Source organism: Actinacidiphila cocklensis, from assembly GCF_907177275.1.
Lineage (GTDB): Bacteria > Actinomycetota > Actinomycetes > Streptomycetales > Streptomycetaceae > Actinacidiphila > Actinacidiphila cocklensis.
In genome coordinates this window covers 191,966-216,321 of sequence record NZ_CAJSLV010000114.1, presented here as the reverse complement: position 1 = coordinate 216,321, position 24,356 = coordinate 191,966, and the positions used below count along the sequence as shown (strand labels likewise).

20 protein-coding genes and 1 pseudogene are annotated in these 24,356 nt (G+C 69.6%); 8 read left to right on the top strand and 13 right to left on the bottom strand.

Annotated features, from left to right (window positions below; genetic code table 11):
- Positions 1–10 precede the first annotated feature (10 nt).
- Together NFU81_RS38510 and NFU81_RS38505 are read right to left on the bottom strand one after the other, a co-directional pair.
- The gene (locus NFU81_RS38510) at positions 11–664 is read right to left on the bottom strand and encodes a phosphoribosyltransferase (RefSeq protein ID WP_251501266.1); all 654 of its coding nucleotides are present in this window, start codon (positions 662–664) and stop codon (positions 11–13) included.
- Between the two features lie 90 nt (positions 665–754).
- On the bottom strand, positions 755–1,411 hold the full coding sequence (locus NFU81_RS38505; protein WP_251501264.1) for a dienelactone hydrolase family protein: 657 nt from the start codon (positions 1,409–1,411) through the stop codon (positions 755–757).
- A 135-nt stretch (positions 1,412–1,546) separates the two neighbouring features.
- On the opposite strand from NFU81_RS38505, the gene NFU81_RS38500 reads away from it, so the two are divergent.
- The gene (locus NFU81_RS38500; RefSeq protein ID WP_251501262.1) at positions 1,547–2,410 is read left to right on the top strand and encodes an LLM class flavin-dependent oxidoreductase; all 864 of its coding nucleotides are present in this window, start codon (positions 1,547–1,549) and stop codon (positions 2,408–2,410) included.
- 216 nt (positions 2,411–2,626) lie between these two features.
- On the opposite strand, the gene NFU81_RS38495 is transcribed toward NFU81_RS38500, so the two are convergent.
- Positions 2,627–4,003: an AfsR/SARP family transcriptional regulator gene (locus NFU81_RS38495; protein ID WP_251501259.1), complete on the bottom strand. Its 1,377-nt coding sequence runs from the start codon at positions 4,001–4,003 to the stop codon at positions 2,627–2,629.
- A gap of 167 nt (positions 4,004–4,170) precedes the next feature.
- Here NFU81_RS38495 and NFU81_RS38490 point away from each other — a divergent pair, with 167 nt between their 5' ends.
- Positions 4,171–5,031, top strand: a complete 861-nt coding sequence (locus NFU81_RS38490) for a macro domain-containing protein (RefSeq protein WP_251501256.1) — start codon at positions 4,171–4,173, stop codon at positions 5,029–5,031.
- A 62-nt stretch (positions 5,032–5,093) separates the two neighbouring features.
- Here NFU81_RS38490 and NFU81_RS38485 read toward each other — a convergent pair whose 3' ends face one another.
- From NFU81_RS38485 to ggt, 4 genes are all read right to left on the bottom strand, one after another.
- The gene (locus NFU81_RS38485) at positions 5,094–5,819 is read right to left on the bottom strand and encodes a TIR domain-containing protein (RefSeq protein ID WP_251501253.1); all 726 of its coding nucleotides are present in this window, start codon (positions 5,817–5,819) and stop codon (positions 5,094–5,096) included.
- Between the two features lie 5 nt (positions 5,820–5,824).
- On the bottom strand, positions 5,825–7,453 hold the full coding sequence (locus NFU81_RS38480) for a hypothetical protein (RefSeq protein ID WP_251501250.1): 1,629 nt from the start codon (positions 7,451–7,453) through the stop codon (positions 5,825–5,827).
- 56 nt (positions 7,454–7,509) lie between these two features.
- Positions 7,510–8,163, bottom strand: a complete 654-nt coding sequence (locus NFU81_RS38475) for a hypothetical protein (RefSeq protein WP_251501247.1) — start codon at positions 8,161–8,163, stop codon at positions 7,510–7,512.
- Between the two features lie 208 nt (positions 8,164–8,371).
- The gene (gene ggt / locus NFU81_RS38470) at positions 8,372–10,222 is read right to left on the bottom strand and encodes a gamma-glutamyltransferase (protein ID WP_251501244.1); all 1,851 of its coding nucleotides are present in this window, start codon (positions 10,220–10,222) and stop codon (positions 8,372–8,374) included.
- 165 nt (positions 10,223–10,387) lie between these two features.
- Between ggt and NFU81_RS38465 the strand changes: the two genes are divergently transcribed.
- The gene (locus NFU81_RS38465) at positions 10,388–11,248 is read left to right on the top strand and encodes an MOSC domain-containing protein (protein WP_251501241.1); all 861 of its coding nucleotides are present in this window, start codon (positions 10,388–10,390) and stop codon (positions 11,246–11,248) included.
- A gap of 31 nt (positions 11,249–11,279) precedes the next feature.
- On the opposite strand, the gene NFU81_RS38460 is transcribed toward NFU81_RS38465, so the two are convergent.
- A complete protein-coding gene (locus NFU81_RS38460) occupies positions 11,280–12,137 on the bottom strand; it encodes an SDR family oxidoreductase (protein ID WP_251501238.1) in 858 nt (285 codons plus the stop codon).
- Between the two features lie 38 nt (positions 12,138–12,175).
- On the opposite strand from NFU81_RS38460, the gene NFU81_RS38455 reads away from it, so the two are divergent.
- The 5 genes from NFU81_RS38455 (at position 12,176) to NFU81_RS38435 (ending at position 18,046) form a co-directional block, all read left to right on the top strand.
- Positions 12,176–13,096 (top strand): fructosamine kinase family protein, encoded by a 921-nt coding sequence (locus tag NFU81_RS38455; RefSeq protein WP_251501236.1) that lies wholly within the window; start codon positions 12,176–12,178, stop codon positions 13,094–13,096.
- A gap of 351 nt (positions 13,097–13,447) precedes the next feature.
- Entirely contained in the window at positions 13,448–14,155 is a 708-nt protein-coding gene (locus tag NFU81_RS38450; RefSeq protein ID WP_251501233.1) for a TnsA-like heteromeric transposase endonuclease subunit, read from the top strand.
- A complete protein-coding gene (locus NFU81_RS38445; RefSeq protein WP_251501230.1) occupies positions 14,152–16,290 on the top strand; it encodes a Mu transposase C-terminal domain-containing protein in 2,139 nt (712 codons plus the stop codon). The genes NFU81_RS38450 and NFU81_RS38445 overlap by 4 nt, the downstream gene beginning before the upstream one ends.
- 5 nt (positions 16,291–16,295) lie before the next feature.
- Positions 16,296–17,399: an ATP-binding protein gene (locus NFU81_RS38440; protein ID WP_251501407.1), complete on the top strand. Its 1,104-nt coding sequence runs from the start codon at positions 16,296–16,298 to the stop codon at positions 17,397–17,399.
- Complete coding sequence (locus NFU81_RS38435) at positions 17,396–18,046, top strand: TniQ family protein (RefSeq protein ID WP_251501228.1); 651 nt, start codon at positions 17,396–17,398, stop codon at positions 18,044–18,046. The genes NFU81_RS38440 and NFU81_RS38435 overlap by 4 nt, the downstream gene beginning before the upstream one ends.
- Before the next feature lie 28 nt (positions 18,047–18,074).
- Here the strand turns inward: NFU81_RS38435 and NFU81_RS38430 are convergent, their stop codons facing one another.
- The 5 genes and pseudogenes from NFU81_RS38430 to NFU81_RS38415 form a co-directional block, all read right to left on the bottom strand.
- Positions 18,075–18,278 (bottom strand): IS3 family transposase, encoded by a 204-nt coding sequence (locus NFU81_RS38430; protein ID WP_251501225.1) that lies wholly within the window; start codon positions 18,276–18,278, stop codon positions 18,075–18,077.
- Positions 18,279–18,327: 49 nt separating this feature from the next.
- Positions 18,328–18,612, bottom strand: a pseudogene (locus NFU81_RS41535) (IS3 family transposase); the annotation flags it as partial.
- Positions 18,609–18,917, bottom strand: a complete 309-nt coding sequence (locus NFU81_RS38425) for a transposase (protein ID WP_274038149.1) — start codon at positions 18,915–18,917, stop codon at positions 18,609–18,611. The pseudogene NFU81_RS41535 and the gene NFU81_RS38425, both read right to left, overlap by 4 nt.
- A gap of 772 nt (positions 18,918–19,689) precedes the next feature.
- Positions 19,690–20,592, bottom strand: a complete 903-nt coding sequence (locus NFU81_RS38420) for a pentapeptide repeat-containing protein (RefSeq protein ID WP_251501221.1) — start codon at positions 20,590–20,592, stop codon at positions 19,690–19,692.
- Positions 20,593–20,614: 22 nt separating this feature from the next.
- Positions 20,615–24,022 carry a hypothetical protein gene (locus NFU81_RS38415; RefSeq protein WP_251501218.1) on the bottom strand — a complete coding sequence of 1,136 codons (3,408 nt, stop codon included), beginning with the start codon at positions 24,020–24,022 and terminating at the stop codon, positions 20,615–20,617.
- Between the last annotated feature and the right edge of the window lie 334 nt (positions 24,023–24,356).

The window sequence follows — 24,356 nt, the reverse complement described above, 5'->3', positions numbered from 1 at the left end:
CGCGAGCCGGTCAGCGGCCGGCGCCGGTGTGCAGCACGGCGAGCACGTCCTGGTCGGAGAGCTGGTCGAAGCGGTCGTACCACAGGCCGACGGCCGTGAAGGACGTCGGGCAGTGCAGGCAGATCACCTCGTCGGCCTCGGCTCGCAGCAGGGCCGACGCCTGCGGCGAGCAGACCGGTACGGCCAGCACGATCTGCTCGGACGGCGCCTGCCGCCGTACCGCGCGCACCGCGGCGCGGGCCGTGACGCCGGTCGCCAGCCCGTCGTCGACCACGATCACGGTGTGCCCGCGCAGGTCGGGGGCGGGGCGGCCCTGCCGGTAGAGCTCTTCGCGGCGGTGCAGTTCCGCGCGCTCCCGCTCGACCGTCCCTGCGAGGTCGGCGTGGCTCAGGCCCAGCCGGTCCAGGGCGTCCTCGTCGAACAGCGGCTCGCCGTCCCCGGTGATCGCACCGATGCCGAACTCCTCCTGGAAGGGTGCGCCGATCTTGCGTACGACGAGCACGTCGAGCGGGGCCTCCAGCACCCTGGCCACTTCCCTGGCCACCGGGACGCCGCCCCTGGGGAGGGCGAGGACCACGGGGTCGGGAAGGGCGCCCCGCTCCTGCCGGTACCGCATCTGCTCCGCCAACTGCTGCCCGGCCTGGCTTCGATCATGGAACTGCATCGCGGCATCCACTCCTTTCGTGCCCGGGGGCGGGCCGATCGGGTCCGCCCTGCGGGTGTACGTCCCGGTGCCTGTGACGCATGGCGGTCGTCACCCGTCCGCGGCCGCCAGGCGTTCGTCGCACCACTGCCGGGCGGACTCCGCGACCTGCTCCAGCGCGCCGCGCTCCTCGAACAGGTGGGTGGCGCCCGGCACGACCTGCAGGGTGTGCGGGCCGCCCAGCCTGCGCGCGGCGTCCTCGTTGAGCTGCAGTACGTGGTGGTCCCGTCCGCCGACGATCAGCAGGACCGGTACCCGTACGGCAGGCAGCGCGTCGCCCGCCAGGTCGGGACGCCCGCCGCGGGAGACCACGGTCAGCACCGCGTCGGGCCGCCCGGCGGCGGCAACCAGGGCCGCACCGGCGCCGGTGCTGGCGCCGAACAGCACGACCGGCAGGCTCCGGGTCTGCGGCGTCGCCCCGAGCCAGTCGACCGCAGCCTCCACGCGGCGGGCCAGCAGGGGGATGTCGAAGCGGTGCTCGCCGGTCGCCCGGTCGCGCCGCTCCTCGTCCTCGGTGAGCAGGTCCATCAGCAGGGTGCCGAGCCCCGCGGTGCGCAGTGCTGCGGCGACCGCGCGGTTGCGCGGGCTGTGCCGGGAGCTGCCGCTGCCGTGCGCGAACAGTACGACCGCTCGCGCGGCGGCCGGCAGGTCCAGGTCGCCCGCCAGGTCGATGTCGCCGACGGGCACTGTCACCGGTTGGGAGATCATCCGCCTCGTCTTCTTCCTCGCTACACCACCAGTGTCCCAAAAAGCCCCGCCCGGCCGCGAGCGAAGGCGGGACCGCGAGCCGTCGCGCATGCTGGCTTCGACCGGTGTTCCCCGTGGCGGCTGGAGGCACATGTGATGGAGATCGGGATCGGCCTGCCGAACGCGGTTCCCGGAACGGAACCGGACGCGCTCACCGGCTGGGCGCGGCGGGCGGAGGAGGCGGGGTTCAGCACCCTCGGTACGATCGGCCGGCTGGTGTACCCGGGGTACGAGGAGCTGATCGCCCTCACCGCCGCCGCCACGGTCACCAGCCGCATCCGGCTGACGACGGGCGTGCTGATCGGGCCGCTGTACGCGAACAGCGCGCTGTTCGCCAAGCAGGCGGCGTCGCTGGACCGGCTCTCGGGAGGGCGCCTGGTCCTGGGGGTGGGCCTGGGCGGGCGCGACGACGACTACGCCGCCAGCGGGATGTCCACCCAGGGCAGGGGGCACCGCCTGGAGGAGCAGCTCGCTGACATGAAGCGCATCTGGGCCGGTGAGGCGCGCGGGTCGGCCGGGGCGATCGGGCCTGAGCCCGTACGCGGCGGCGGCCCCGAGCTGATCCTGGGCGGGTCGACCCCGACGACCTTCCGCCGGGTCGCGCGGCTGGCCGACGGCTGGATCATGGGCGGCGGCACGCCGGAGATGTTCGCCGAGGCCGCCGCGGGCGTCGACGCCGCCTGGCAGGACGCGGGGCGCGAGGGCACCCCGCGCAAGCTGTCGCTGGCCTACTTCGCACTCGGCCCCGAGGCCCGCGCCCACGCCGACGCGTACCTCCTGCACTACTACGCCTTCGCGGGCGACCTCGCCGGCCAGATCGCGGCAGGCGCCGCGGTCACCGCTGACATGGTGAAGTCCTACGTCGCCGCGTTCGAGGAGAGCGGCTGCGACGAGCTGATCCTCGTACCCACCTCCTCCGGACTCGACCAGGTGGAGCTGCTCGCCGAGGCGGTCGCCTGACGCAGCCGCGGCGCTGCGGCCGCGCGCGGCCGGAAACCGCCGCTCCCGGAAGCGAACCGGAAGCGGGCGGCCGCTACCCGCGGAAGCGCCGGGCGGAGTCCACTGGTCCTGCGGGGCCGGGCGGCCGCGGCCGGCCAGGGTGGCCGGCAGGACAGCGCCGCAGGGGGGTCGGGGGAGATGCGGAAGCACCTGGCCTGCGGACCCCGTCGGCCGCGGTCACCTCGCCCGGCCCCGGCCCGCCTCCGACTCCACGTCCTGGAAACGCTTCTCGACCGGCGACAGGTCGGTGCCGGCGAGATCCTCCGGGCGGATGACGATCCGCAGCTCGGGTGTGAGCGCGGGATTTCGGCGGCAGGCGTCGATGAACGAGTCGACGATCAGGGCCGCCAGCTGGCCGCGGTCCAGCTCGGTGACCCGGGCGAGCCCGGAGCCCATCAGGGGGACGGCGAGCGGTTTGTACAGGCCGTGGACGGCCACGGAGGCCCACAGGTTGTCCAGGCTGGTCCGCAGGTCCTCGTGTCCGGAGCGGGCCACCAGGTCGTTGCCGAGCCGCGAGTAGGCGGTCGCGAACACCCGGCGCCCGTCGACGGGCACGGCGACCGTCGTGCCGACCGGGTACCGCACGCGCCGGCCGCGCCGCTTGGCCTGCGCGCTCTCGGTGCCGAGGGCGGGCACCGCACGCAGTCCGGCCCGCAGCTTCTCGTCGAGCAGCCGGCGCCGCCCCCCGAAGAGGTGCTCGACCAGTTGGCCCTGGACGCTTCCGCGGCTGATGACGACGTCCTGGTCGGTGGCCGTGTCGAAGGTGTCGGTGAAGCCGACCACCAGATTGGCGTCCGTCTGCTCGAACAGGTCGCCGCGCAGCAGGACGACGTCCACCCGGCGGCCGGGCAGCGGTACGGCGTGCCGCAGCAGTTCGGCTCCGTGCCGTGCGCGCAGCGCGGCGCGCAGGGAGTCGAGGGTGCGTGCCGCGTCCGGATCGTCGGGGTGGTCGCGGGCGATGGACTCGGCGACGGGCAGCGCCAGGTCGGGGCGGCCGAGATGGGTCCTGGAACGCACCAGCTCGCGGCGGGCGGAGTCCTGCAGGGTGATGAGGCGGCGGATGAAAGGGGCCGCGAACTCCTCGCCGTTGACCTCGGCCAGCGGCCGGCCGCGCACCATGGAGAGCGCCTCGGCGAGACGGTGGGCGGCGGTGGCGGGCGGGGCGAGGAGCGCCTCGCCGACGACCGCGGTGAAGCGCTCGCTGTCCACCTCCCCCGGGTCGGGCACCAGGCGGTAGGCGGTCTCCGGGCCGCCGACGGTGACCTGCTGCTCGGTGCGCAGCACCCGGGCGGCGGTGCCGTCCTGGCGGGGGTCGAGGGCACGCCGCAGCTCCAGGACGCGCTTTTGCACCTCGTTGCGGCCGCGCAGGGCCAGGTGCCGCGGCTCGTCCGCGAGTCCCCACACGTCGCGGCGCAACTGGCGTACGGGCACGGCCTCTCCGTCGGCCGCCACCAGCCGGACCAGCAGCCTGGTGGTCAGCGGCGTCAACCGAACCGGAACGCCGTCGACTTCGAGCTGGACCGGCCCCAGTACCCTTATCCGAATCCGCGTCATCGCTTTCCCCGCCCGTCCCTGCCCCCGCGCCCTGGCGCCGTGGGGGCGTTTCCCAGATTATCAAGACAGCTGGGACAAACCCCGCGTTTCACGGATTCCGCCGAAGGGACCGCTTCCGCCGAACGGATCGCTGAACCCCTCGGCGGTGTACGGCAGTTGGTGCGCCCGTGCTGACGCGGCGCGGCCGGCAGATTCTCCTGCGCAATGCCATGGCGGCATTCGGCGGGATATCCGCGGTCCTGCAGTTCGTGGGGCAGTTCTTTCCGCAGAGTTTTCCCGATTCCGGCCCGGTGGCCGCGGTGTCTCTTGCGGCATGCCTGGTGTGGGGGCTGAGCCGGGCGCGTACGGTACGGCGGGTGCGGCAGGAATTCCGGCGGCCCGACATGGCGATCGTGGTCGAGGAGGGCGACCTGTTCGACCAGGGCGCGCACCTGGTCGTCGGGTTCTGCGACACCTTCGACACCGCTTCGGCCGGCGGCGTGGTCATCGACGAGTCCAGCGTGCAGGCGCAGTTGCTGCTCCGCCGGTACGACGGTGACGTGCGGCGGCTGGATGCCGCGCTGGCCACGGCGCTCGGCGCGGTCGAGCCCGTCGCGCGGGAGGAACGGGAGGGCAAGCCGCTGGGCAAGCTCGACCGCTACCCGGTCGGCACCGTGGCGGTCCTGGGCGCCCGCCCGCAGCTGACGTTCGCCACCGCGTACAGCCGGATCGGCAACGACTACCTGGCCGCCTCCAGCGTCGAGGACCTCTGGTTCAGCCTCAACCGGCTGTGGGACACGGTGCGGCGGCACGCCCGCATGGAGCAGGTGGCGATGCCGCTGGTCGGCTCGGGGCTGTCCCGGCTCGACCACCTCGACCAGGAGAGCCTGCTGCGGCTGATCCTGATGTCCTTCATCGCCCGGTCCCGCGAGGGCGCGATCTGCCGGGAGCTGCGGGTGGTGGTGCGCCCCGGCGACCTGGAGCGCATCAACATGCCCGAGGTGGCGGCCTTCCTGCGGACCCTGGCGTCGGGTCTCGACCGCGGCTGAGCGGTGCCCGGACGCACGGGAAGGGGGCGGCCCCGCGGGCCGCCCCCTTCCCGTCGCGGTCGTCAGGCGCGGCGCCGGTAGGCCGCCAGGTCCCTGAAGTGCTCGGTCTCGCGCCACTCCGGCCGGGTGTCGTCCAGCCGGCAGCCGGCCATCGCCAACCGCGCGACGATCTTGGAGACAGCTGACTGCGAGCCGTCGAAGCGGATGACGTTGAGCCCCTCGATGTCGGCTGCGTGCCGCAGCCGGCCGACCTCGACGATGACGGTGCGCTCCGGGTAGGCCATCAGCACCATGCCCAGCTCGATCAGCACGTTCTGCCGGGGCTGGCCGGTGTAGCGGATCTCGTCGGCCCGCTCCTCGTCGCCGAGGAGGTCGGGGTGGAGCTTGGCGGTGTCGTCCGGGGTGAGCAGGACCAGCGCGGCCTGCGCCTGCGAGGGCGCGTTCGCGACCACCTCGCCGAGGTAGGGCGCGGTCTTGCCGGTGGCCCGCACCAGTTCCTCCCACTCCAGCGGGCGCAGGTCGAGGCGGCGCAGCAGCGCGAACATCTCCCGCCGCACCTCCTCGTCGCGGCCGTGCACCACGAAGACGTTGCGGCCGCGGTCGATCCCGTAGGACGCCGGCCGCGCGTCCCGCTCGGCCGCGCCGGACCGCACGGCGGCCGGCCGCTCCTCCTCCTCGTCCGGCGCCGGACCCCCGGCGGGCGCCGGGCGGTAGACGTAGCCGAAGTCGCTGTTCCGCCCGCCGGAGACGGTCATGCGCTTGTCCTGGTAGCCGCCGCTGTCGCTCATGGTGGTCACTCCCCCTGGCCGTTCGCCGGAGCGCCGCCGGACGGCGCGTACTCGTAGCCGAAGTTCCTGTTGTTTCCGCCGGTCACATTCATGCTCTTGTCCTCGTAGTTGAGGATGTTGTTCTGCGCACGGTCGTGGTCGGTGAGATCCACGTTGTGGTCGTGCAGGAAGGTGCGGACGATCTCCAGGAGGCGCCGCTCCACGATCTGGGTGTACTTCAGGGCGTCGGACCGCTGGAAGAAATGGTGGTAGGAGTCGTTCGTCGCCATTTCCCGCACGCTGGTCAGCGCACCGCAGTTGACGGACTTCGTCACGTAGCGGCCGAGGCGGAATTCGCTGGTGTCCGCCTTCGCGGCCTGTTCGCCGATACGGATCGAGCTCGGTCCGCGCCTTCCCGGGCGTACCAGCGGGCGCAGCAGCGACGGCAGGAAGCGCTCGGGAACGACCCGAAGCGGAAGCAGCCACAAGCCCAGCACCCAGCGCGGCGAGGCCTTGACCATGTCCCACGCCACCCGCACCGCCAGCCGGCCGTCGAAGGCGTCGGGCAGCCGGTCGACGAGGTGGAAGTCCTCCACCAGCGGTCCGAGGACGTGCGGGTAGAACTCGGTGTGCAGCGTGTTGCCCTTGAGGTCGAAGCCGACGAAGATCGAGGTCACCAACTCCTCGTTCCACGACCCGATCCGCACGCACAGGTACTCGCGGGCGGCGTCGTAGTCCTCACGCCAGTGGACGTCCGGCAGGTCGCCGACGCCGGGCAGCCGGGACCAGCCGGGGCCGCGGGTACGGTCGTTGGTCCTGATCGCCGTGGTGAAGCGGCGCCGCTCGACGGTCAGCCCCTCGATGCGCTCGTCCAGGCGTGCCCGCTCGCGCAGCTCGGCGGACAGCTGCTCGGCGACGTAGCGGGTGATCTTGTCCACGGTGAACGGGACGACGGACTTGCGCTCGTCGGTGTCCAGGCCGACCCCGCGCCCCTCGGGCGCCCGCTGCTCGCTCCCGCTGCGGTCCTTGGGGGTGAAGCGGAGTACGCGGGCGCCGACGAGCAGTTGGGCGTTCGCCCAGTCGCGGGTGCCGAAGCCCGCTCCGACGAACGGCACGAAGCCGCCGTAGAAGACCAGGCTCTCGCTGGCCGACTGCTCGCTGTCGATCTTGTGGATCAGCAGGTCGGTGAGGCGGCGGTTCGCGGGGTAGGCGCCGTCGAAGCCGCCTTCGGTGCCGGTCTCCTTCAGCCTGCTCATCAGGATGTGCAGGGTGGCGATCCGGCGCAGGTAGGCCATCGCCCACACCGCCCAGCACATCAGCGGCAAGGCGACGAAGTAGCTCAGCGTGCCGTTGCCGGCCAGTATCCATAACAGGGCCACCGACCCTGCGCTGCACCACAGTTGGAGGCGGCGCAGCCTGCGGGCCGCGAGGGCGTGCGCGAGGACGGACACGGCGTCGTAGCCGTAGGAGGGCGCGACGACCCGGAAGCGGTTCCGCACCAGCTCGCGGATGACCGCCCTGCGGTAGACCGGGTCGAGGTAGGTGCCCGCCGACAGCAGCCGGGTGGCCTTGGTGCGCGCGTGCTCGCGGGGCGGCGGCGGTGGCGGTTGGGGTGGTTCGGATGGACGGTGCTGCGGTGTCTGGGTGATGGTCACGGTGCCTCAGCGCTCCGGTCGTACCGCCGCACCCGCGCGGGCGCGGCCCTGGGTGGTCAGGTGGTCGGTGTTACCTTGCCGCCGGTGATCCTGCCGCCGCTGACGGTGAAGGTGGCGTTGTAGGAGTCCGCCGTGCCGTCCTTCTGCCAGGCCTGGAAGTACACCCGCACGACGTCCTGCTGTACGGACACGAAGGTGACGGCGTCGGAGTCGGTGGTGGCGAAGCCCGCGACGAACTGGTCGTAGTCGTCGGCGAAGTTGCTGCCGCCGAGGTTCCAGGCGGCCTGGTAGTCGCGGTTGTTGATCGCGTCGAAGTAGGCGGCGACGACCGCCTGCGCTCCGGTGAACGCGGTAGGCTCCCCGGTGCCGGTCTCTGTGGCCTGGTCCTGCGGGGTGGCGGTGCCGGTGGCCGGGTCGGTGTAGGTGTCGGTGTAGGTGTCGGTGGGGGCGGTGGTGTCCGGCAGGAAGGGCGTGACGGCCGGTGCCGTGGTCGACGGTTCCGGCCCGTTCTGGGGTGTCCAGGACGGGAGCAGGGCGGCGCCGAGCGAGGTGCCGCCCGCCGACGTTCCCGACCCGAAGCCGCCGCCGTCCGGCGCGGCCGACCCGGAGCTGCCGGACGGCCCCGCGGCCAGGCCGATCAGCATGATGACCAGCAGGGGCACGCCGACGACGACCAGGCCCCAGAGGCGGGCGGGCCCTGCGCCGGGCACGAGCCCCACACCGCGATAGGGCGACGGCGGCCCGGACGGGGTGCGGGGCGGCGGCGCGGCGGGTCTCGGAATCGGGGACGGCGGTGCCGGCTCGTTCACAGGGGCTCCCTCGGTAGGTTGTCACCTCCGATGCCACCGCCTGCGCCGCTTCCGCGGCCAGAACCGGCCCGCTTCCGATCCCCTTCCGGCCGCGGGCCCCTCGGGAGCGCTACTGCGCCGGGACCACCACCATCGCCGAGCCGCCGCCCCGGCGTACCGGCTCCGCCGCGGCCAGCCACCGGCCGTCGCCGAGGCGCTGGATGCCGGTGGCCGCACCGATCTCCGGGTTCTGCGCGAAGTGGTGCCCGATGCCCTCCAGGTCGGACTTCAGCGGGCTGTTCCACAGGGCGGGTTCGAGTTCGGTGTTCGCCGCGTTGCGCTGGCTGGCGCGGGGCGCGGCGATCGCGTCGAGCAGCGGCAGGCCGCGGTCGACGTGCTCGGTGAGGACCTGCAGCACCGTGGTGATGATGGTCGCGCCGCCGGGCGAGCCGATCGCGAAGTCCGGGCGGCCGTCCTTGAGCACGATGGTCGGGGAGATCGACGAGCGCGGCCGCTTGCCGGGTCCCGGCAGGTTCGGGTCGTGCACGGCCGGGTTGGCGGGGGCGAAGGAGAAGTCGGTCAGCTCGTTGTTGAGCAGGAAGCCGCGGCCCGGCACGGTGATCGCGCTGCCGCCGGTCTGCTCGATGGTCAGGGTGTAGGCGACGACGTTCCCCCACTTGTCGGCCACCGTCAGGTGCGTGGTGTTCTCGCCCTCGTACGTGGTCGGCGCGGCCGTTCCGGTTCCGCCGCACGCGGCCGGGTGCGCGGGGTCGCCCGGGGCGAGCGGGCTGGTCAGCGCCGCGTCGTCCTTGATCAGGCAGGCCCGCGAGTCGGCGAACTGCTGCGAGGTCAGCCCGGCGGTCGGCACCTGCTCGAACGCCGGGTCGCCGACCCAGCGGCCGCGGTCGGCGAACGCGATCCGGCTCGCCTCGATGTAGTGGTGCAGGTACTGCACCTGCGAGGCGTCGCTGAGATCGGTGTGCTGCAGGATGTTGAGCGCCTCGGCCACCGTGGTTCCGCCGGACGAGGACGGCGCGGGTCCGTACACGTCCAGGCCGCGGTATTGCGTGTGGGTCGGCGGCTGCTTCTTCGCGGTGTACGCCGCCAGGTCCGCGGCGGTCAGGTCGCCGGTGCGCACCACGCGGGTGGCGGCGGGGTCGACCGGGGGCTTGCGCACGGTGCGGACGATGTCCGCACCGATGTCGCCGTGGTAGATCGCGCCGACCCCCTTGGCGCCCAGCTCCTGGTAGGTGCGGGCGAGTTCGGGGTTGCGCAGGGTGGAGCCGACGGCCGGCGGCTGCCCGCCGGGCAGGAACAGCGCGGCGGTGGCCGGGAAGTCCTTGAAGCGGTCCTGGTTGGCCGCGGTCTGGGAGTTGAAGGTCGGGTCGACCGTGAAGCCCTGGCGGGCGATCCTCTCGGCGGGCCGCAGCACCTGGCCCAGCGACCGCGAGCCCCAGGCGTCCAGTGCGGTCTGCCAGGTCGCGGCGGTGCCGGGTACGCCGACGCTGCGGCCGCTGGTGACCGCGTCGGCGAAGGCCAGCGGCTGGCCGTTCTCGACGAAGAGCTGGTCGGTGGCGCTGTGCGGTGCGGTCTCCCGGCCGTCGATGCTGAACACCTGGTGCGCGCGGGCGCTGTAGTACACGAAGTAGCCGCCGCCGCCGATGCCCGAGGAGTACGGCTCGGTGACGCCGAGCGCCGCGGCGGTGGCCACAGCGGCGTCCACCGCGTTCCCGCCCTGCCGCAGCACCTCGACGCCGGCCGCGGTGGCGTCGGCGTCCACGCTGGCGACGGCCCCGCCGTACCCGACGGCGAGCGGGGCCTTGGCGGGCGGCGACCCGGGGTCGTGGTGCGCGGGCGCGGCGGCGGTGACCGCCCCGACGACCGCGGTGACGGCGAGCGCCGCCACCGCCTGCCCCGCCCTGCGCCGTACGCCGTGCCTGGTCGGATGCGCGCCTGCATACCCGCGACGGTTGCGTCCCATGACGGAGCCTCCACTCAACGACGGTCCCGGCAGCCTAACTTCACCTCAGCCGTCACGTCAGGGCCGCGGGGAAGTGTCCCCGGGGTTCCGTTACGCACCTGCCGTTGCCGCCGCCTTCGGGAAATACGGTGGATCACCAATTGCGCACGATCGGATAATCGGCCGATGGGAACAGTGGTGGCGTTGCACCGGTATCCGGTGAAATCCATGCTCGGCGAGGCGCTGACGGACGTGCGGATCACGGCGGCGGGGCTGTCGGGCGACCGGGTGTTCGGGGTGCTCGACGGCGCGGGGGCGGTCGGCAGCGCCAAGCACCCGCGCAAGTGGGAGCCGCTGCTGCGCTGCCGGAGCCGGCTGTCCGGCCCCGGCGCGGCCCTGGTGGAGCTGCCCGACGGCGCCGCCCTGGCCGCCGGGTCGGCGGAGCTGGACGCGCGGCTGTCCGGTCTGCTGGGCCGCCGGGTCTCCGTGTCGGGCAGCCCGCCGGAGACCGGGACCCTTGAGCGGGCGGTTCCCGAGTACGACGGCGGCGTCCCCGACGCCCAGCGCGCCGAAGCCCGCGTGGACGAGACCGGCGACGCCATCACCTCGGGGCGGGTCGCCCCCGGCACCTTCTTCGACTACGGCACCGTCCACCTCGTCACCACGGCGAGCCTGCACCGCCTCCGCCAGGCCCACCCCGCGGGGGACTTCGACCCGCGCCGCTTCCGGCCGAACCTGGTGGTCGACCTCCCCGGCGGACCCGGCTTCCCCGAGGACTCCTGGGCGGGCTCGACGCTGCGGATCGGCGAGGCCCTTCTCCGGGTCACGGTGCCCACGCCCCGCTGCGTGGTCCCGACCCTGGCGCACGGCGAACTGCCCGCCGACCCGGGCATCATGCGAGCGGTCGCCCGCGAGCACCGGATTCCGGTCCCGGGCCTGGGCCGGCTGTCCTGCGTCGGCGTCTACCTGGACGTGCTGGAGCCCGGCACCGTCCGGCTGGGCGACGCGGTGACCGTACGCACGAGCAACACGACGCAACTGCGCTAAGGGTTCTCCGGAATCGGGATTCAGCCGGAGATCACCTGCCCGGCGGCAGGGAATGTGCCGCGGGTTCCGGCGCGAGGAACCGGCGCGCCCCGCGCAGTGCGGTGCGCAGCCTGCTCTGGGTGGTGCGGCTGTCGAGGCGGACGTCGAGCGCTCCGGGACGTGCGCTCGCAGCCCGCAGGCCGGCGGTCAGCAGGGAGGCGTCGAGGCCGTCACGCCGCGCGATGAGGGTGCCGAGTTCGTGACGGCTCACGGCGTCGGCCCCGGCCAGATGGTGAACGCCGTACGCCCCGCAGGCCGCCAGTTCCAGCAGGGCGGCGGCCAGGTCGGCGACGTGGACGGGACAGCGGATGTCGTCGGTGAACAGGAGGCCGTCCCGGGTACCGGCTGCGAGGTCGTGGACCATGCGCACGTGCGCGGACCGCCGGTCACCGATGATCAGCGAGGTACGGGCGACGACGGCATCCGGGCGCACGAGGCGGACCCCGGTCTCCCCTGCTGCTTTCGCCGCGCCGTAAGGGGTGACGGGGTCGGGGAGGCAGGTTTCGTCGTAGTGGACACGGGCGCCGGAGAACACCGCGTCGCTGGAGACATGGACCAGGCGGCAGCCGTACGTCGCCGTGGCCATCGCCAGGCGGACAGGGCCTTCGGCGGTGACCGCCCAGTCGGCGTCCCCGCTGGACGCGTTGACGACGATGCGCGGGTGCCCTGCCTCGGCCAGGACTGCCTCGATGCGCTCCGGGTCCCGCAGGTCGAGGGCGTGCCACGTGACGCCCGGAGTCTTTCCCGGCCTGGTCGCGAAGGTGGCGGCCGTCGTGTGCCCGGCTGCCACGGCCTGGTGCGCCAGCTCGGTACCCAGGAACCCGCTGCCGCCGATGATCAGTACTGTCATGACGCGAGACAGTAGGGGACCCGAAGGGGAGGTCGGCCGTGACGGATGGGGCAGCGTTTCTGCTCGGGCAGCTGCATGCCGCCGGGCTGGGGGATGTCGTCGGGGTCGAGCCGGCCGTGGGGGGTCTCGCCGCGACCGCGGGGCTCGCACGGCGCGGTGACGGGACGTCGGTGTTCGTCAAGGCGTTCGGCGAGCCGCCGTCGGAGGGTGCCTTCGCCGCGGAGGCCGAAGGGCTCACCGTGCTGCGCGAGGCGGGCGGCGTCGCCACGCCCGAGGTCGTCCTCGCGGACCGCGACCTGCTCGTGCTGTCCGTGCTGCGACCCCGGCCGGCCACCGAGGTCTTCTGGGAGCAGGTCGCGCAGGTGCTCGCCCGCCTGCACACCACCACGCGCAGCGCCCGGTTCGGCTGGCACCAGGACAACTGGCTGGGCCGTCGCCGGCAGGTCAACACCTGGAACGACGACGGGTTCGAGTTCTTCGCCCAGCACCGCCTGCTGCGCTGGCTCGACGAGCCCCGCGTCCAGCAGGCGGTGGACGCCGCGGACCGGGCGGCGCTGGAGCGGCTGTGCGACCGGCTGCCCGAGCTGCTGCCGGTCAGGCCCGCGTGCCTGACGCACGGCGACCTGTGGGCGATGAACGTCATGGCCACCGCCGACGGGCGGCCCGCGCTGATCGACCCGGCCGTGTCGTACACGTGGGCCGAGGTCGACCTGGCCCACCTGTGGACGACGGCGCCGCCACCCGAGGCGCACGTGTTCTTCGAGCGGTACGCCGAGCTGACCGGGCTCGACCGGGGCTGGCGCGACCGCATGCCGATCCTGCAGCTGCGCCAGCACCTGGCCGTGATCGCCCAGTTCGACCCCGACTGGGGCGCCGCCGACCTCGTACGCGACACGCTCGCCCCGTTCCGGCGGCGGCCTACCGCGGGCACGCACCAGCCTCGCTCACCCGCAGGGTGAAGGAGCCGTCATCCTGGATCGGGGGATCCGTGGCGCTCGGCATTGCCCATCCCCCTCCGGTGGGCACGCCAGGGCCACGAATTCGGCAGGACACCCTCCTTGGCGTTAGTGACTAACTCTTCGGTAGTGTCTACCATATGACTGAGCGGCAGCCAACCCTTGTAGGGTCTCAAAAGCCTTGGCGGAATCTCACGGCAGTTGGCAGATGGATGGCAGAAATGCCACTGCCGTGAGACTCGCAGCTCAGGGACTTCACTCGTTTGGGCGGCTCGGGCGGTAGTCCGGGTCACCCAGGGCGGGTGACTGGCACCTTGGTTCCACAGCGGTTACCTGTGGGGTCTGGGGTGCGTAATGGTGACGGTCAGTTTCCGTCGACGGAACAGTGATGTCGCTGATGAGCGGGCATGGACTGACGCGTCGGCCGATCTGTTGCGGACAGCGGTCCCGTGGCGGACGTTCCGCTGGTACAAGGGACAGCCGCACTACTCGGGCACGTACTGGTCGGCGACGACGCATGACCACGTGATCTATGAGTCGAGGCTTGAGCTGGCTCGGTTGCTCTTCGCGGATTTCGACTCTTCTGTGCGGCATATTGTGGCTCAGCCGTTTTTGATGAAGGCCACGGTGGATGGGAAGGTTCGCAAGCACGTCCCCGACTTCCTGCTGGTCACGGACCAGGGGCCGGTGGTGGTCGATGTCAAGCCGCTGCGCCGGGTGACCAAGGCTGAGGTGGCTTTCACTTTCGACTGGGTGCGGCAGGCGGTGGAGTCGCGGGGGTGGAGGTTCGAGATCTGGAGCGAGCCGCCCCCGGTGGAACTGGAGAACATCCGTTTCCTGGCGGGCTATCGCCGGGGCTGGCTCTTCGACGCTGAGCTTCTGGAGGAGGTCAGCTGCGCTGGCCTCGACGGGGTTCCACTGGGTGAGCTCTCTGCGTGCATTCCGGATCGTCTGGAGCCGGAAGTCCGGGCAGCCGTTTGTCACCTGCTCTGGAAGTGCCATTTGGCTGTGGATCTGAAGCGTCCGCTCAGCTCGTCGAGCGTGCTGAGGATCGCGGCATGAGCGGGGCCGGTGCACGCGTCGGAGTCGGTGCCCGTTTCCGCTACGACGGGGAGACCGTCGAAGTTGTTGAGATGGCGTCGACCACCGCTGGCAACGAAGTGGTCCTGAAGGATGCCCGGGGGCAGCTGTTGCGGCTGTCCTTGAGAGAACTGCTGTTCTCGGACCGCGCAGTCATCGTTCCAGGTGAGGCGGGTCCAGCTGGGGATGATGCCGAGGAGATTGCGTCGGTGGTCCTGGGGCAGCTCACGGAAGCTGAACGGGCAACGCTCCTGGAGCGGGCTGCTCATGTTCGAGAGGTCCTGACGGGTTTTCGTTCCGGGACTGCGGAGCTTGCTCAAGAGGGGGAGCCGCGCCCCGAGTACTCTCCGGCGCGGCCTCTGGAAGCACGCTATGCGGCGAAAGCTGCGGAGTTGGGCGTCGGCCACCGTTCTGTGAGCCGATGGGCCGCGCAGTTCCGTTCGGGTGGTGAGGCCGCGCTTGTTCCCGCGAAGGAGACTCGGGGGAAGTCGGCGTCCGCGGTGGATGAGCGCTGGGTGGAGACTGCGGTGGAGGTGATGGTCGAGCACGCCGACCAGTCGAGACCCTCGCGGACGTTGGTGATCGAACGGACCCGGGCCCGGGTGATCGCGCGGTTTGGCGAGGGTGTGGTGCCGCAGCCGAGTCGGGCGACGGCGTTTCGGCTGCTGGAGGAACTAGAGCGACGCCATCCGCTGTTCCGCCTGAGTACGAAGCGCAACCGGGATATCGCGGGTCGGCCGGAGGGTCCATACGGCAAGCTGCGGCCGACGAGGCCGGGCGAGTACTTGGTGATGGACTCCACCCGCCTGGATGTCTTCGCGTTCGATCCGCTGACGCTCAAGTGGGTGCAGGCCGAGCTTTCGGTCGGGATGGACTGGTACACCCGCTGCATTACCGGGATCCGGGTCACGCCGGTGTCGACGAAGGCGGCCGATGTCAGTGCGGTGCTCTACCAGTCCTTCCGGCCTCGCCCGGCGGGGCGGGACTGGCCGCGGCACGCGGTCTGGCCCGAGCACGGCATCCCGCGGACGGTGCTGGTAGACGTGGATGCGGCCGAAGGGCCGGGGCTGGCGTCCCCGCCTTTGGTGCCGGAGACGCTGGTGGTCGATCACGGCAAGGTCTACGTCTCGGAGCATCTGACCAGCGTCTGCCGCCGGATGGGCATACCGATCCAGCCCGCGCGGCTGCGGACAGGCCGTGACAAGGGCCCGGTCGAGCGCTTCTTCCGCACCCTGCGCGAGGACCTGCTGCAGGCCCTGCCCGGTTACAAGGGCCCTGACATCCACTCGCGGGGTGAGCGGCCGGAGGACGACGCCTTCTTCTTCCTGGATGAGCTGGAGGCGATCATCCAGGAGTGGACGGCGGTGGTGTATCACCACAGGCCGCACGCGGGTCTGGTCGATCCGGGTCTGCCGGGTCTGCGGATGTCTCCGGCGAAGATGTTCGAGCACGGTGTGGCCAGGTCCGGCTACATCGAAGCACCGCGGGACCCCGACCTTGCCTTCGAGTTCCTGCGGACGAAGTGGCGCACGATCCAGCACTACGGTGTCGAGATCGACCGCCGCCGATACAACGGGCCCGCCCTCAACGCCTACCGCACCACCAAGAGCCCCTACGACGCCCCGGTGAAGAACGGCTGGCCGTTCCAGACCGACCCCGATGACATCACCCGTATCTACTTCCGGGACCCTGACAGCCGGCGCTGGCACTCCCTGGTGTGGGAGCACGCACCATCGGTCCGTATGCCGCTGAGCGAGGACGCCCTGGCCTTTGCGAGGAAGCTGGCCTCCTCGAAGTACCGCTATCCCGACGACCGACTCGCGGTTGCCGACCTGCTGGAGCGCTGGAATCTCGGGTTGGGCACGACACTGGCCGAGCGGCGCATGGCCTTGCGGCTTTCCCGCGAGCAGGCGGCCATCGAACTGCCCGAGACTGACGAAGAAGTGGTCGTGTCCCTTCCCTCGGTCCGCAAGGCTCTCGGCACACAGCAGCCGAACCCCGAGCCCGAGGAGCCTGAACTGCCCGGGGCGCTGGAGACCGGTGATGACGACGACGCCGACCTGGAAGACCTCGCGGACGAGGACGACTTCTACGCGGATGCTCTGGAGGACGTGTGACCACCATGGCCAGTCCGCCGCAGCCCGCGAATCTGGCGCTGTCGCGGAAGGAGGACTTCAAGGCGTTCGCGGATGGACCGCGCCGCATCCAGCCCGAACCGATGACTCGGGCCCAACTGGCCGCCCTCGGCGGGGGTGCGAGGGCTGAGCACGACCGGCTACGGCGGGAGTGGCACGCCAATCTCGGTCCGCTTAAGACCCCGCAGTTGTCCGAGTTGCATGAGGACTTGTGGGACATCGTCGACAGCAACCTGCAGGACGGCGACAAGGCCAAGGGCGCAGTCGCGGTCGATGCCTTCCCTGGCCTGGGCAAAACCACGTCGGTACTGGCGTTGGCTCGGGAGTTCCACCGCAGAGAGATCGCCGAGAAAGGCGAGTTCACCGATCAGGGTCACGAGCGGTTACCGGTCTGCCGGGTTGGGTTGACCGGCAACACCGGCATGAAGGACCTGAACCGGGCCATGCTGGAGTTCTTCGGCCACCCCGGTCGCCACCGCGGGACCACCGCCCAACTCGGCCAACGCGCCTTGGACTGTGTCCTGTCCTGCGAAGTCCGGCTGCTTGCTCTTGATGATCTGCACTTTCTCCGGTGGCGCAACAAGAACGGCGTCGAGGTGAGCAACCATCTGAAGTGGATTGCCAACGAGTTCCCGGTGACGCTGCTGATGATCGGCGTGGGACTCGCTGGCAAGGGGCTGTTCAGCGAGGGCGGTAGCAAGGGCGACGCGGTCCTGGCCCAGACCAGGCGCCGCACGACTCGGCTGGGCATGCGTCCCTTTACGATCGAGAAGGAAAAAGGCCGCCAGGAATGGCGGCAGATGCTGCTGGCCCTCGAACAGCGCGTGGTCCTGGCCGACAAATACCCCGGCATGCTCGCCGAAGACCTGTCGGACTACCTCTTCGCCCGCAGCACCGGCCACATCGGCTCACTGATGACCCTGATCAACCGCGGCAGCCAGCGGGCCGTACGCAGCGGCGAGGAAGTCCTCAGCCGAGACCTGCTGGACGGCGTGAAGAACGACGAAGCCTCCGAGCAAGCCCGCAAAGAACTCGAAGCCGCCCTGGAACGGCGACGGTTGACCAGCAAGCCTCGCAAGCGGATGGCATGACAGCCGTACCACGAACGCTCCCGCTCCGGCTGACCCCCATACCCGGCGAGGCACTGGACTCCTGGCTGGAGGCCCTTGCACGGCGCATGAACACCCCACTCGGCGGTGTCCTGTCCCACTTCGGCTTTCCGAGCAGAGGCCGGTCCGGGAACCACCTGCGGGACATCCCGCCGGACTGGACGATCGCACTGCGCGACCACGAGACCGCCGCCATCGCACACGCCACCGGCGTCGCCCCAGCAGTGATCACCGCGATGACCCTGGCCTTCTACGACCAGCGTGCCCTGAGCATCGACCTGGAACGCCGGCACGTCAACCGCCGTGTGCTGTGGGGCAGAGGCCGCGGATCACGGTTCTGCCCCGACTGCCTCACCACCAGCGGAGGAAGGTGGCAGCTGGCCTGGCGGCTGGGATGGGCCTTCGCCTGCACCCTCCACCACCGCCTGCTCGCCGACAACTGCCCCAACTGCGACCAGGTCCAGCGCGAGCGGCCCCGCTCCGGGAAAGCCGTGCCCCCGCCCAGCATCTGCGGCAACCTCCGCGCACACCCCGACGGACCGCCGACGGGAGGCTGCGGCTTCGACCTCACCCAGACCCGAACCCTCCAGTTGCCCGCCAGGCATCCTGCGCTGAAAGCCCAGCAATGAGGCTCCCCCGCTGTGCGGGAGTGGCTGACTAGCTGGTCAGGGCGGGTTGACGTGGTTTCAGGTTCACCGGTTCGGCCGCTGCCTGGTCAGCGTAGTGCTTCTCCTCGAACTCGATGGGGCTGAGGTAGCCGAGGCGTTTCTGGATGCGTCGGCTGTTGTAGAAGCCGTCGATGTACTCGAAGAGCGCCAGGTTGGCCTCGGCCCTGGTCGCGAAGATGCGGCCGCGGGGCAAGGTCGGCAGCCGGATCGCGGCGGGTGAAGCTTTTGCTCCGGCGGGGGTTGATACCGACGAGACCGGCCTCGCGCATGAGCCGTTCGACCCGTTTGCGGCCGACGTGCACTCCACTGCGGGTGAGGACGGCATGGACTCGGGGCGAGCCGTAGATGCCGCCGGATTCCTCGTGGACCTGCCGGATCCGCCCGGTCAGCTCGGCGTCCTGACGGCGCCGTTCACAAGGCTCCTTCTCGGCCTGGCGCCATCGGTAGTAGGTGGACGAGGGGATGTTCAGCTCCCGGAGTACGGGCTCGACCCCCAGGTGCGGATGCTCGTCGACGAGCGCCGTCACCTGGGCCGGGTCGGGTCGAGCTGCGCCGCGAAAAAAGCCGAGGCCGTTCGGAGGACCTCGTTCGCCCGCCGCAGCTCGCGCACCTCGCGCCGCAGCTGGGCAAGCTCCTCCTTCTCCTCGGTGGTGAGCAGGTCGTCCCGCTCGCCGGCGTCGGCCTCGGCCTGGCGGATCCAGTTGCGCAGGGCCTCATGATGCACGCCGAGTTCTTCAGCCATCCGGCGGATCACGGGCTTCGGCTCGGAGGCGCGATACATGCGTACCGCACGTTCGCGCAACTCCAACGGGTATTTCCTCGGGGCAGGCATCGTATGGGCTCCTCTCATGAGTCCCATCTGACCTGCTGTCACCTCTCCCCGCATCTCGGGGGAACCTCAGACCCGTACCGGTGCGGTGTGTTGGCGGACGTCGGACCTCATAGCGTGCGGCCACGCGAGGTGGCTGGTGGACGTTAAGGAGGCGCACTATGTGCTCGTGGTCAAGCGGAACCAGTCGTCGCTGCACGATGCACCGCGTTGCTCGCCCTGGAAGGAGGCGATCGCGCGGTGCTGCGAACGACAGGTCGGGCACGGACGGCGCGAGACCCGCTCGGTTCGCACCCTCACTGTCACCGACCCTGACCTGGACTTCCCGCACGTGGCACAGGCTGCGAAGATCCTCCGGCACCGCACACCAACCTCAAGACCAGCAAGTTCACCTTCAAGACCGCCTACATCATCACCGACCTGCCAGTCCGGGCTGCATCACCGCAGGCTATCGGCTAACTCGCTCGCTCACACTTGAGGCATCGATGCCGTGCACCACGTCTGAGCCACCACGTTCGGCGAGGACGCTTCAAAGATCCGAACCGGCCGCGGACCTGAGAACATGGCCACGCTGCGCAACTTCGCGATCAGCACCCTTCCCGCCACCGGGCACCGCAGCATCGCTGCTAGCCCGCGAGAGGTTTCCTACACACCCTTCACCCACCACTGGACCTGATCGGCCCGCCCTGACCAGTAACACCACATGATTACCGGAGCTTTAATCAGATCTGCCATCTGGGTCGGCAATCTCCATTCGTTCACCACTCGGCACCGACTATCCATCACCCTCGCATTCCCTCTCACATGCGCGCAGCAGCCGAATGGCGTACTCCTGCTCCTCGGGAGTCTTCCCTAGGGAAGCCCGGTGCCAAATCCCTAGCCCTCTCGCAGGATGCGAGTGACCGAGCTCCGCAGCCAGGTACGCTCTCAACCCGTAAGTGAAGGGCTGCCCAGATACGGGAAGCCTGTCCAAGATCCTTCCTAGGACGCATCGATAATGCTTCACTACAATATGCGGATCGCCCTCGGGCAAGGAGACACCGTTGAGATCAATACCGCGGAACTCGACGTCGCGCAGCACTGCATCGGAAAAGTCGACGTTCTGCATGACGGGGCCCGGTAGCACCCTCCCGGTAAGAGAATCGTCCGAGAATACAACCCTACGCAGAGCCCCGGAGAATGAACAGTCCAAAAAGTCGGACCCTCGGAAACTCATTGCCCCCATTTTGACCCCGGAAAATACACATCGCTTAAACGAAGCATCGACACAACTCGCACCGTAGAGCATGGCGCGCGAAAAGTCGACATCTTCATATAAGCTGTAGCGATCATTCAGCGGAATGCTCAGCTGTGCACCACGGAGGCTTGCCCCGGCGAACGAGCAGCCGACAAAATTGGTCGCCCGAGCCTCCAGGCCATCGAGATTCGCCTTCTCGAACACGCAGTTGACCACCCGGGTTCCCACTAGCCGGACTCCCGGAGCTTCAGCTCCGGAAAAGTCCACGTCCGAAACGATCGCACCAGGAAGCACATCGATACCCGCCCCTTGATCGTTCTCTTCGCCCCCGAGTCGAATATTTCTCAGGTCGAGGCGCCCAGCAATGTTGAGCGATGACAGGCCATGCAGGTCAGTGCCTCGCCGCAGCGCCTCGAGTACCTCTACCGACAGTGCTTCCACTCCGCCGGGCCCAGGGTGCCGGTCACTCATCGTCAGCCTTTCCGATCTGTTCTGGGAACTTCCTCGCGTAGTCGTTGTACGTCATCGGTTGGTAGATGATCGCCAATGCCTCGGAACCAAAATTGGGAGAGTAGTCATTGAGGTGCTTCTGCCAAGCATTCTCTGTCGTCACATCACCCCACCAGCTCTTACTCTTCTCGTAAAAATCTGGAATCTTTGTGCCCTTTGGAAGCCCGCGCGGAGATATGGCGACATCGTTCTTCGCCAAGAGGGTGTCCGCCCTTGCGAGCACCTTGAAATTCTCGTCGATGACAGTACCTTGATGCTGATAGAAGCGAACGTACCATGGAGCCTTGTCAGAATCCGATTCGACACCGTCCCCGGCCTCTGCTCGACCCCTCTCCACGTCTCCGATCTGCGCGGGGCTCAGGCCTGTAGAGCTGAAGTCGGATTCAGCGCTGGAAGCGTGACCGCGGAGCGCCGCTTCGACTTCCGGAGTCCATTTCGCGGCCGCGCCGATGTCAATCTTTCCGAACTGTGAAGCATATTCAGTGATAGCTTGCTGCACCACTGCGAATGCTGCCTTCACTTTTTCGTTGGTCCCGTCGCGATTCATCTGCTCATACAGATTCATCGCTCGCGTGTTGCGGCTGATAATGCGTCCCAGCGCGAGGTATTCCGGCCCCGACCCGGCGCCTTGCTGCTGCAATTGCGCTCGTCTGGCCCTGCATTTATCCTCCACTCGCCGTTCCAGCGCGCTGGCCATCATCAGACCGTCGGACCCTAGCCGAAGGCTGTGCCCGTGGCCTTCCATGGGAAAGTTCGCTTTCAGTTCCGACGGCGAATTCTTCCCATTCTTCCCATCGGCAGGCTTGCGGGCGGAAGATTTCTTGCCCGAATCGGGGTCCTTCCCCTTCAATTTTTTCCAGAGAGCCTTGCCTTTCTTTGCGATGAAGGTGATGATTTTGTCGATGACTTTGTTGACGGGGCGGGCTACGGCGTGGAAGACGGATTTGACTTTGCTGGCGAGGCTTTCGATGCCAAGGAGGGAAGCGAGCAGTCCGAGGAGGGTGGGGATGGAGGCCGCTAACGCGCCCTCGACCAACTTGGGGACGCCAGCCTCACCGCCGTTCGCGATGGCGATCACCGCGTCGAGGACGGAGTTGACGAATTCGAGGACCTGGGCGCCCTGGGTGACGACGAAGGTGACGATGTCGATGATGGCTTTGACCGCGCGGACGAACGCCGACGCCGGGTTGAGGAGGGAGAGGATCCAGGTGATGCCGGCGATGATGACGGTGGGGATCAGGTAGGACGTCAGCTTGCCGAGGATGGTGGCTTTGAGGTCGCCCACCTCGGCGACGATCTCCTTCTCGGCGCCGGCTGGGCCCTCCTTGGAGAGCTTCTCCGCGATGGGGACGGTTTTCTCGGCGGCGGTGACGGCCTGGTCGGGGACGCCTTTGCTGGTGATGCGGGCACGGATGTTGGCCCAGGTCAGGCCGAGGAGGGAGGTGATGAGCTGGATGATGCCTTTGAGGTCGAAGGATGCCGGGAGAGTGAGGCCGGCTTTGACGGCGGTGCCAAGGAGCCAGGAGACCAGGCCCTTCTTCAAGTGGTCGGCGATGTTGGCGAGGAAGAGTTTGAGGCCGGCGCCGACGGCGTGGACGAGGTTGTTGAGGAACCCGATGGGGTCCTTGATGATTTTGCCGATGGCGGTGGCGGCCTTGGCAAGGACGCCCATGAGCATGTTTTTGAGCTCGATGATGGTCTTGATGACGCCGGCGATGGCTCCGACGGCTTTGGCGACCAGGCCCTTGTTGGCGTCCTGGAGCTTCTTGATCTCGTCATCGACGCTCTTGAGGGCCTTGGTGTATTTGGTGGCCAGGTCCTGCACCAGCTGCTTGGACTTGTCGTTGACCTCCGACTCCAGGCCGTCGAACTTGCCCGCGAAGTCCTTGGCGGCCTCCTGCCCGTAGCCACGCAGGTCCGCAGGCAGCTTGTTCACCTCGGAGGTGAGCTGCTTGCGCCCGGTGGCGATGCGGAACTTGGCTTTCCCCAGCTCACGGCCGATGGTGTCGGCGATGGACGAGATGACCCCTTGCATCTGGGTGACGTAGAGCTGGCGGGAGAGCTGGAAGAGGTCGTTCGCCTCTTTCGGCATCCCCAGCAGTTTGTCCTTGCCCCACTTCAGCTTGCCGGTCCAGCCGCCGTACCTCTTGGACTTGTACGCGTTCATCCGCTGCTTCTGGTCGGCCTCGAACGCAGCCCGGGCCTTCGCCTCCCCGGCGGTGAACTGCTGGTCGACCAGCTTGTCCAGCCCGGACAGGATGCCCTCGACGTCCTTCTTCGTGGCGTCGAAGACCTTCTGCAACGCGGCGGTGGCCTCCGCCCGCCGGGACTCGTCCTTGGACTTCGCCCCGCCCTTGCCCGCATCCACCGCCTTGCCGGCGGCCGCCCGGGTGGCGGTCAGGTGCGCCATTGCCTGGGCACCCGAGGCAGCGGCCCCGGACTTGGCCTCGGCGATGTGCTGCTTCTCCCCTGCCCGAGCCTTGCCCGGCGCGGCCGCCGAATGCGCGTCGGCGGTCTTCTTGTCCTTCAACGCCCCCGTGAACTCGGGTTCGTTGCTGGTGGCCAGCTGGTGGTCGGTGACGTCGGCGGCGGCCATCTGCTGGTCGGTCTGCTTCGGACCGCCGGAGAAGTCCGTGACCGCGGCAGGCTGCGATTGCGGAGCGGCATCAGCCGCGTTCGGGGCACCAGGGTTGCCCGGCGGGTGGTCCGCCTGCATCGGCGTGACCTGCTTGGCCTTCGCGGCCGACGTGTCCGGCGGGGCGTTCGTCGTACTCGAAATGGCGTGCGCGGAGGCGTCCTTGCCCGCGGTGACCTTCCCGTCCACCGCACCCTTGATCGCCTCGGCCTTACCGGACTTCGAGAACTTGTCGGCCTCGTCCAGGTTCTTGGGCGCCTGCGCGGCGATCGCGTCGTTGACCGCCTTGATGAACGCCGCCTTGTCGAACGCACCCGGCTTCGCGACATCCATCCTCGCGGAGTTCGCGACCTTCCCCTGCGCCTCCCGGTCATCCGGCGGAGCCACCGCTGCATCCTGCGCCGACTTCGACTCCGAAGCAGCGGGCTGGTGATGCGCCAACGCCACCTTCTTCGCCGCCACATCAGCATTCACCCGCCGCATCCCCGGTGCCTGGGAGGGCGGCGGCGACACCGGAGCCACGTACCGCTGTGCGACTAACCGGGCAACCGCGGCATTCCCTGCCGTGCCCTGAAGGAGTTGGACGGTCTGTCGGCTCAGTGCCCGGGCCTGCGGAACCGGCGCGGGCGCACGGTCAGGAGCCGGAGAACTCTGCTCCGGCGATGCGTCCTGTGGGGACTGATGCGGTCGGTCGCTGTCGGGGGACTTCTCCGGAGTGGCCTTCACCGCAGCACTCCCGTCGCCCGCTCGCCTGCCCGGCCGTGTGCTTCCTCAGCATGCGAGGCAACGGAGAAGCTGGGGATGAACGCTTGGGCAGGGAGTGGTGCAGAGAGCGAGTGTCCGTCAGGGAAGACGGCGCTGAGTCGGCCCGTGAGGAAGTGCCACCGTCCGTGAGACACGAGCGCAGGGACACGGCGTGAGACAGCCTGAGAACCCGCAGGTCACGGCGATGCCGTATGACACGGGCCGCGAGACCCTACAACCGTCTACCGGCACTTCCCGACCAAGGAAGACCTCGTCCTCATAGACCAGCCCGCCCTGCTCATCGCCGAGCGGGTCG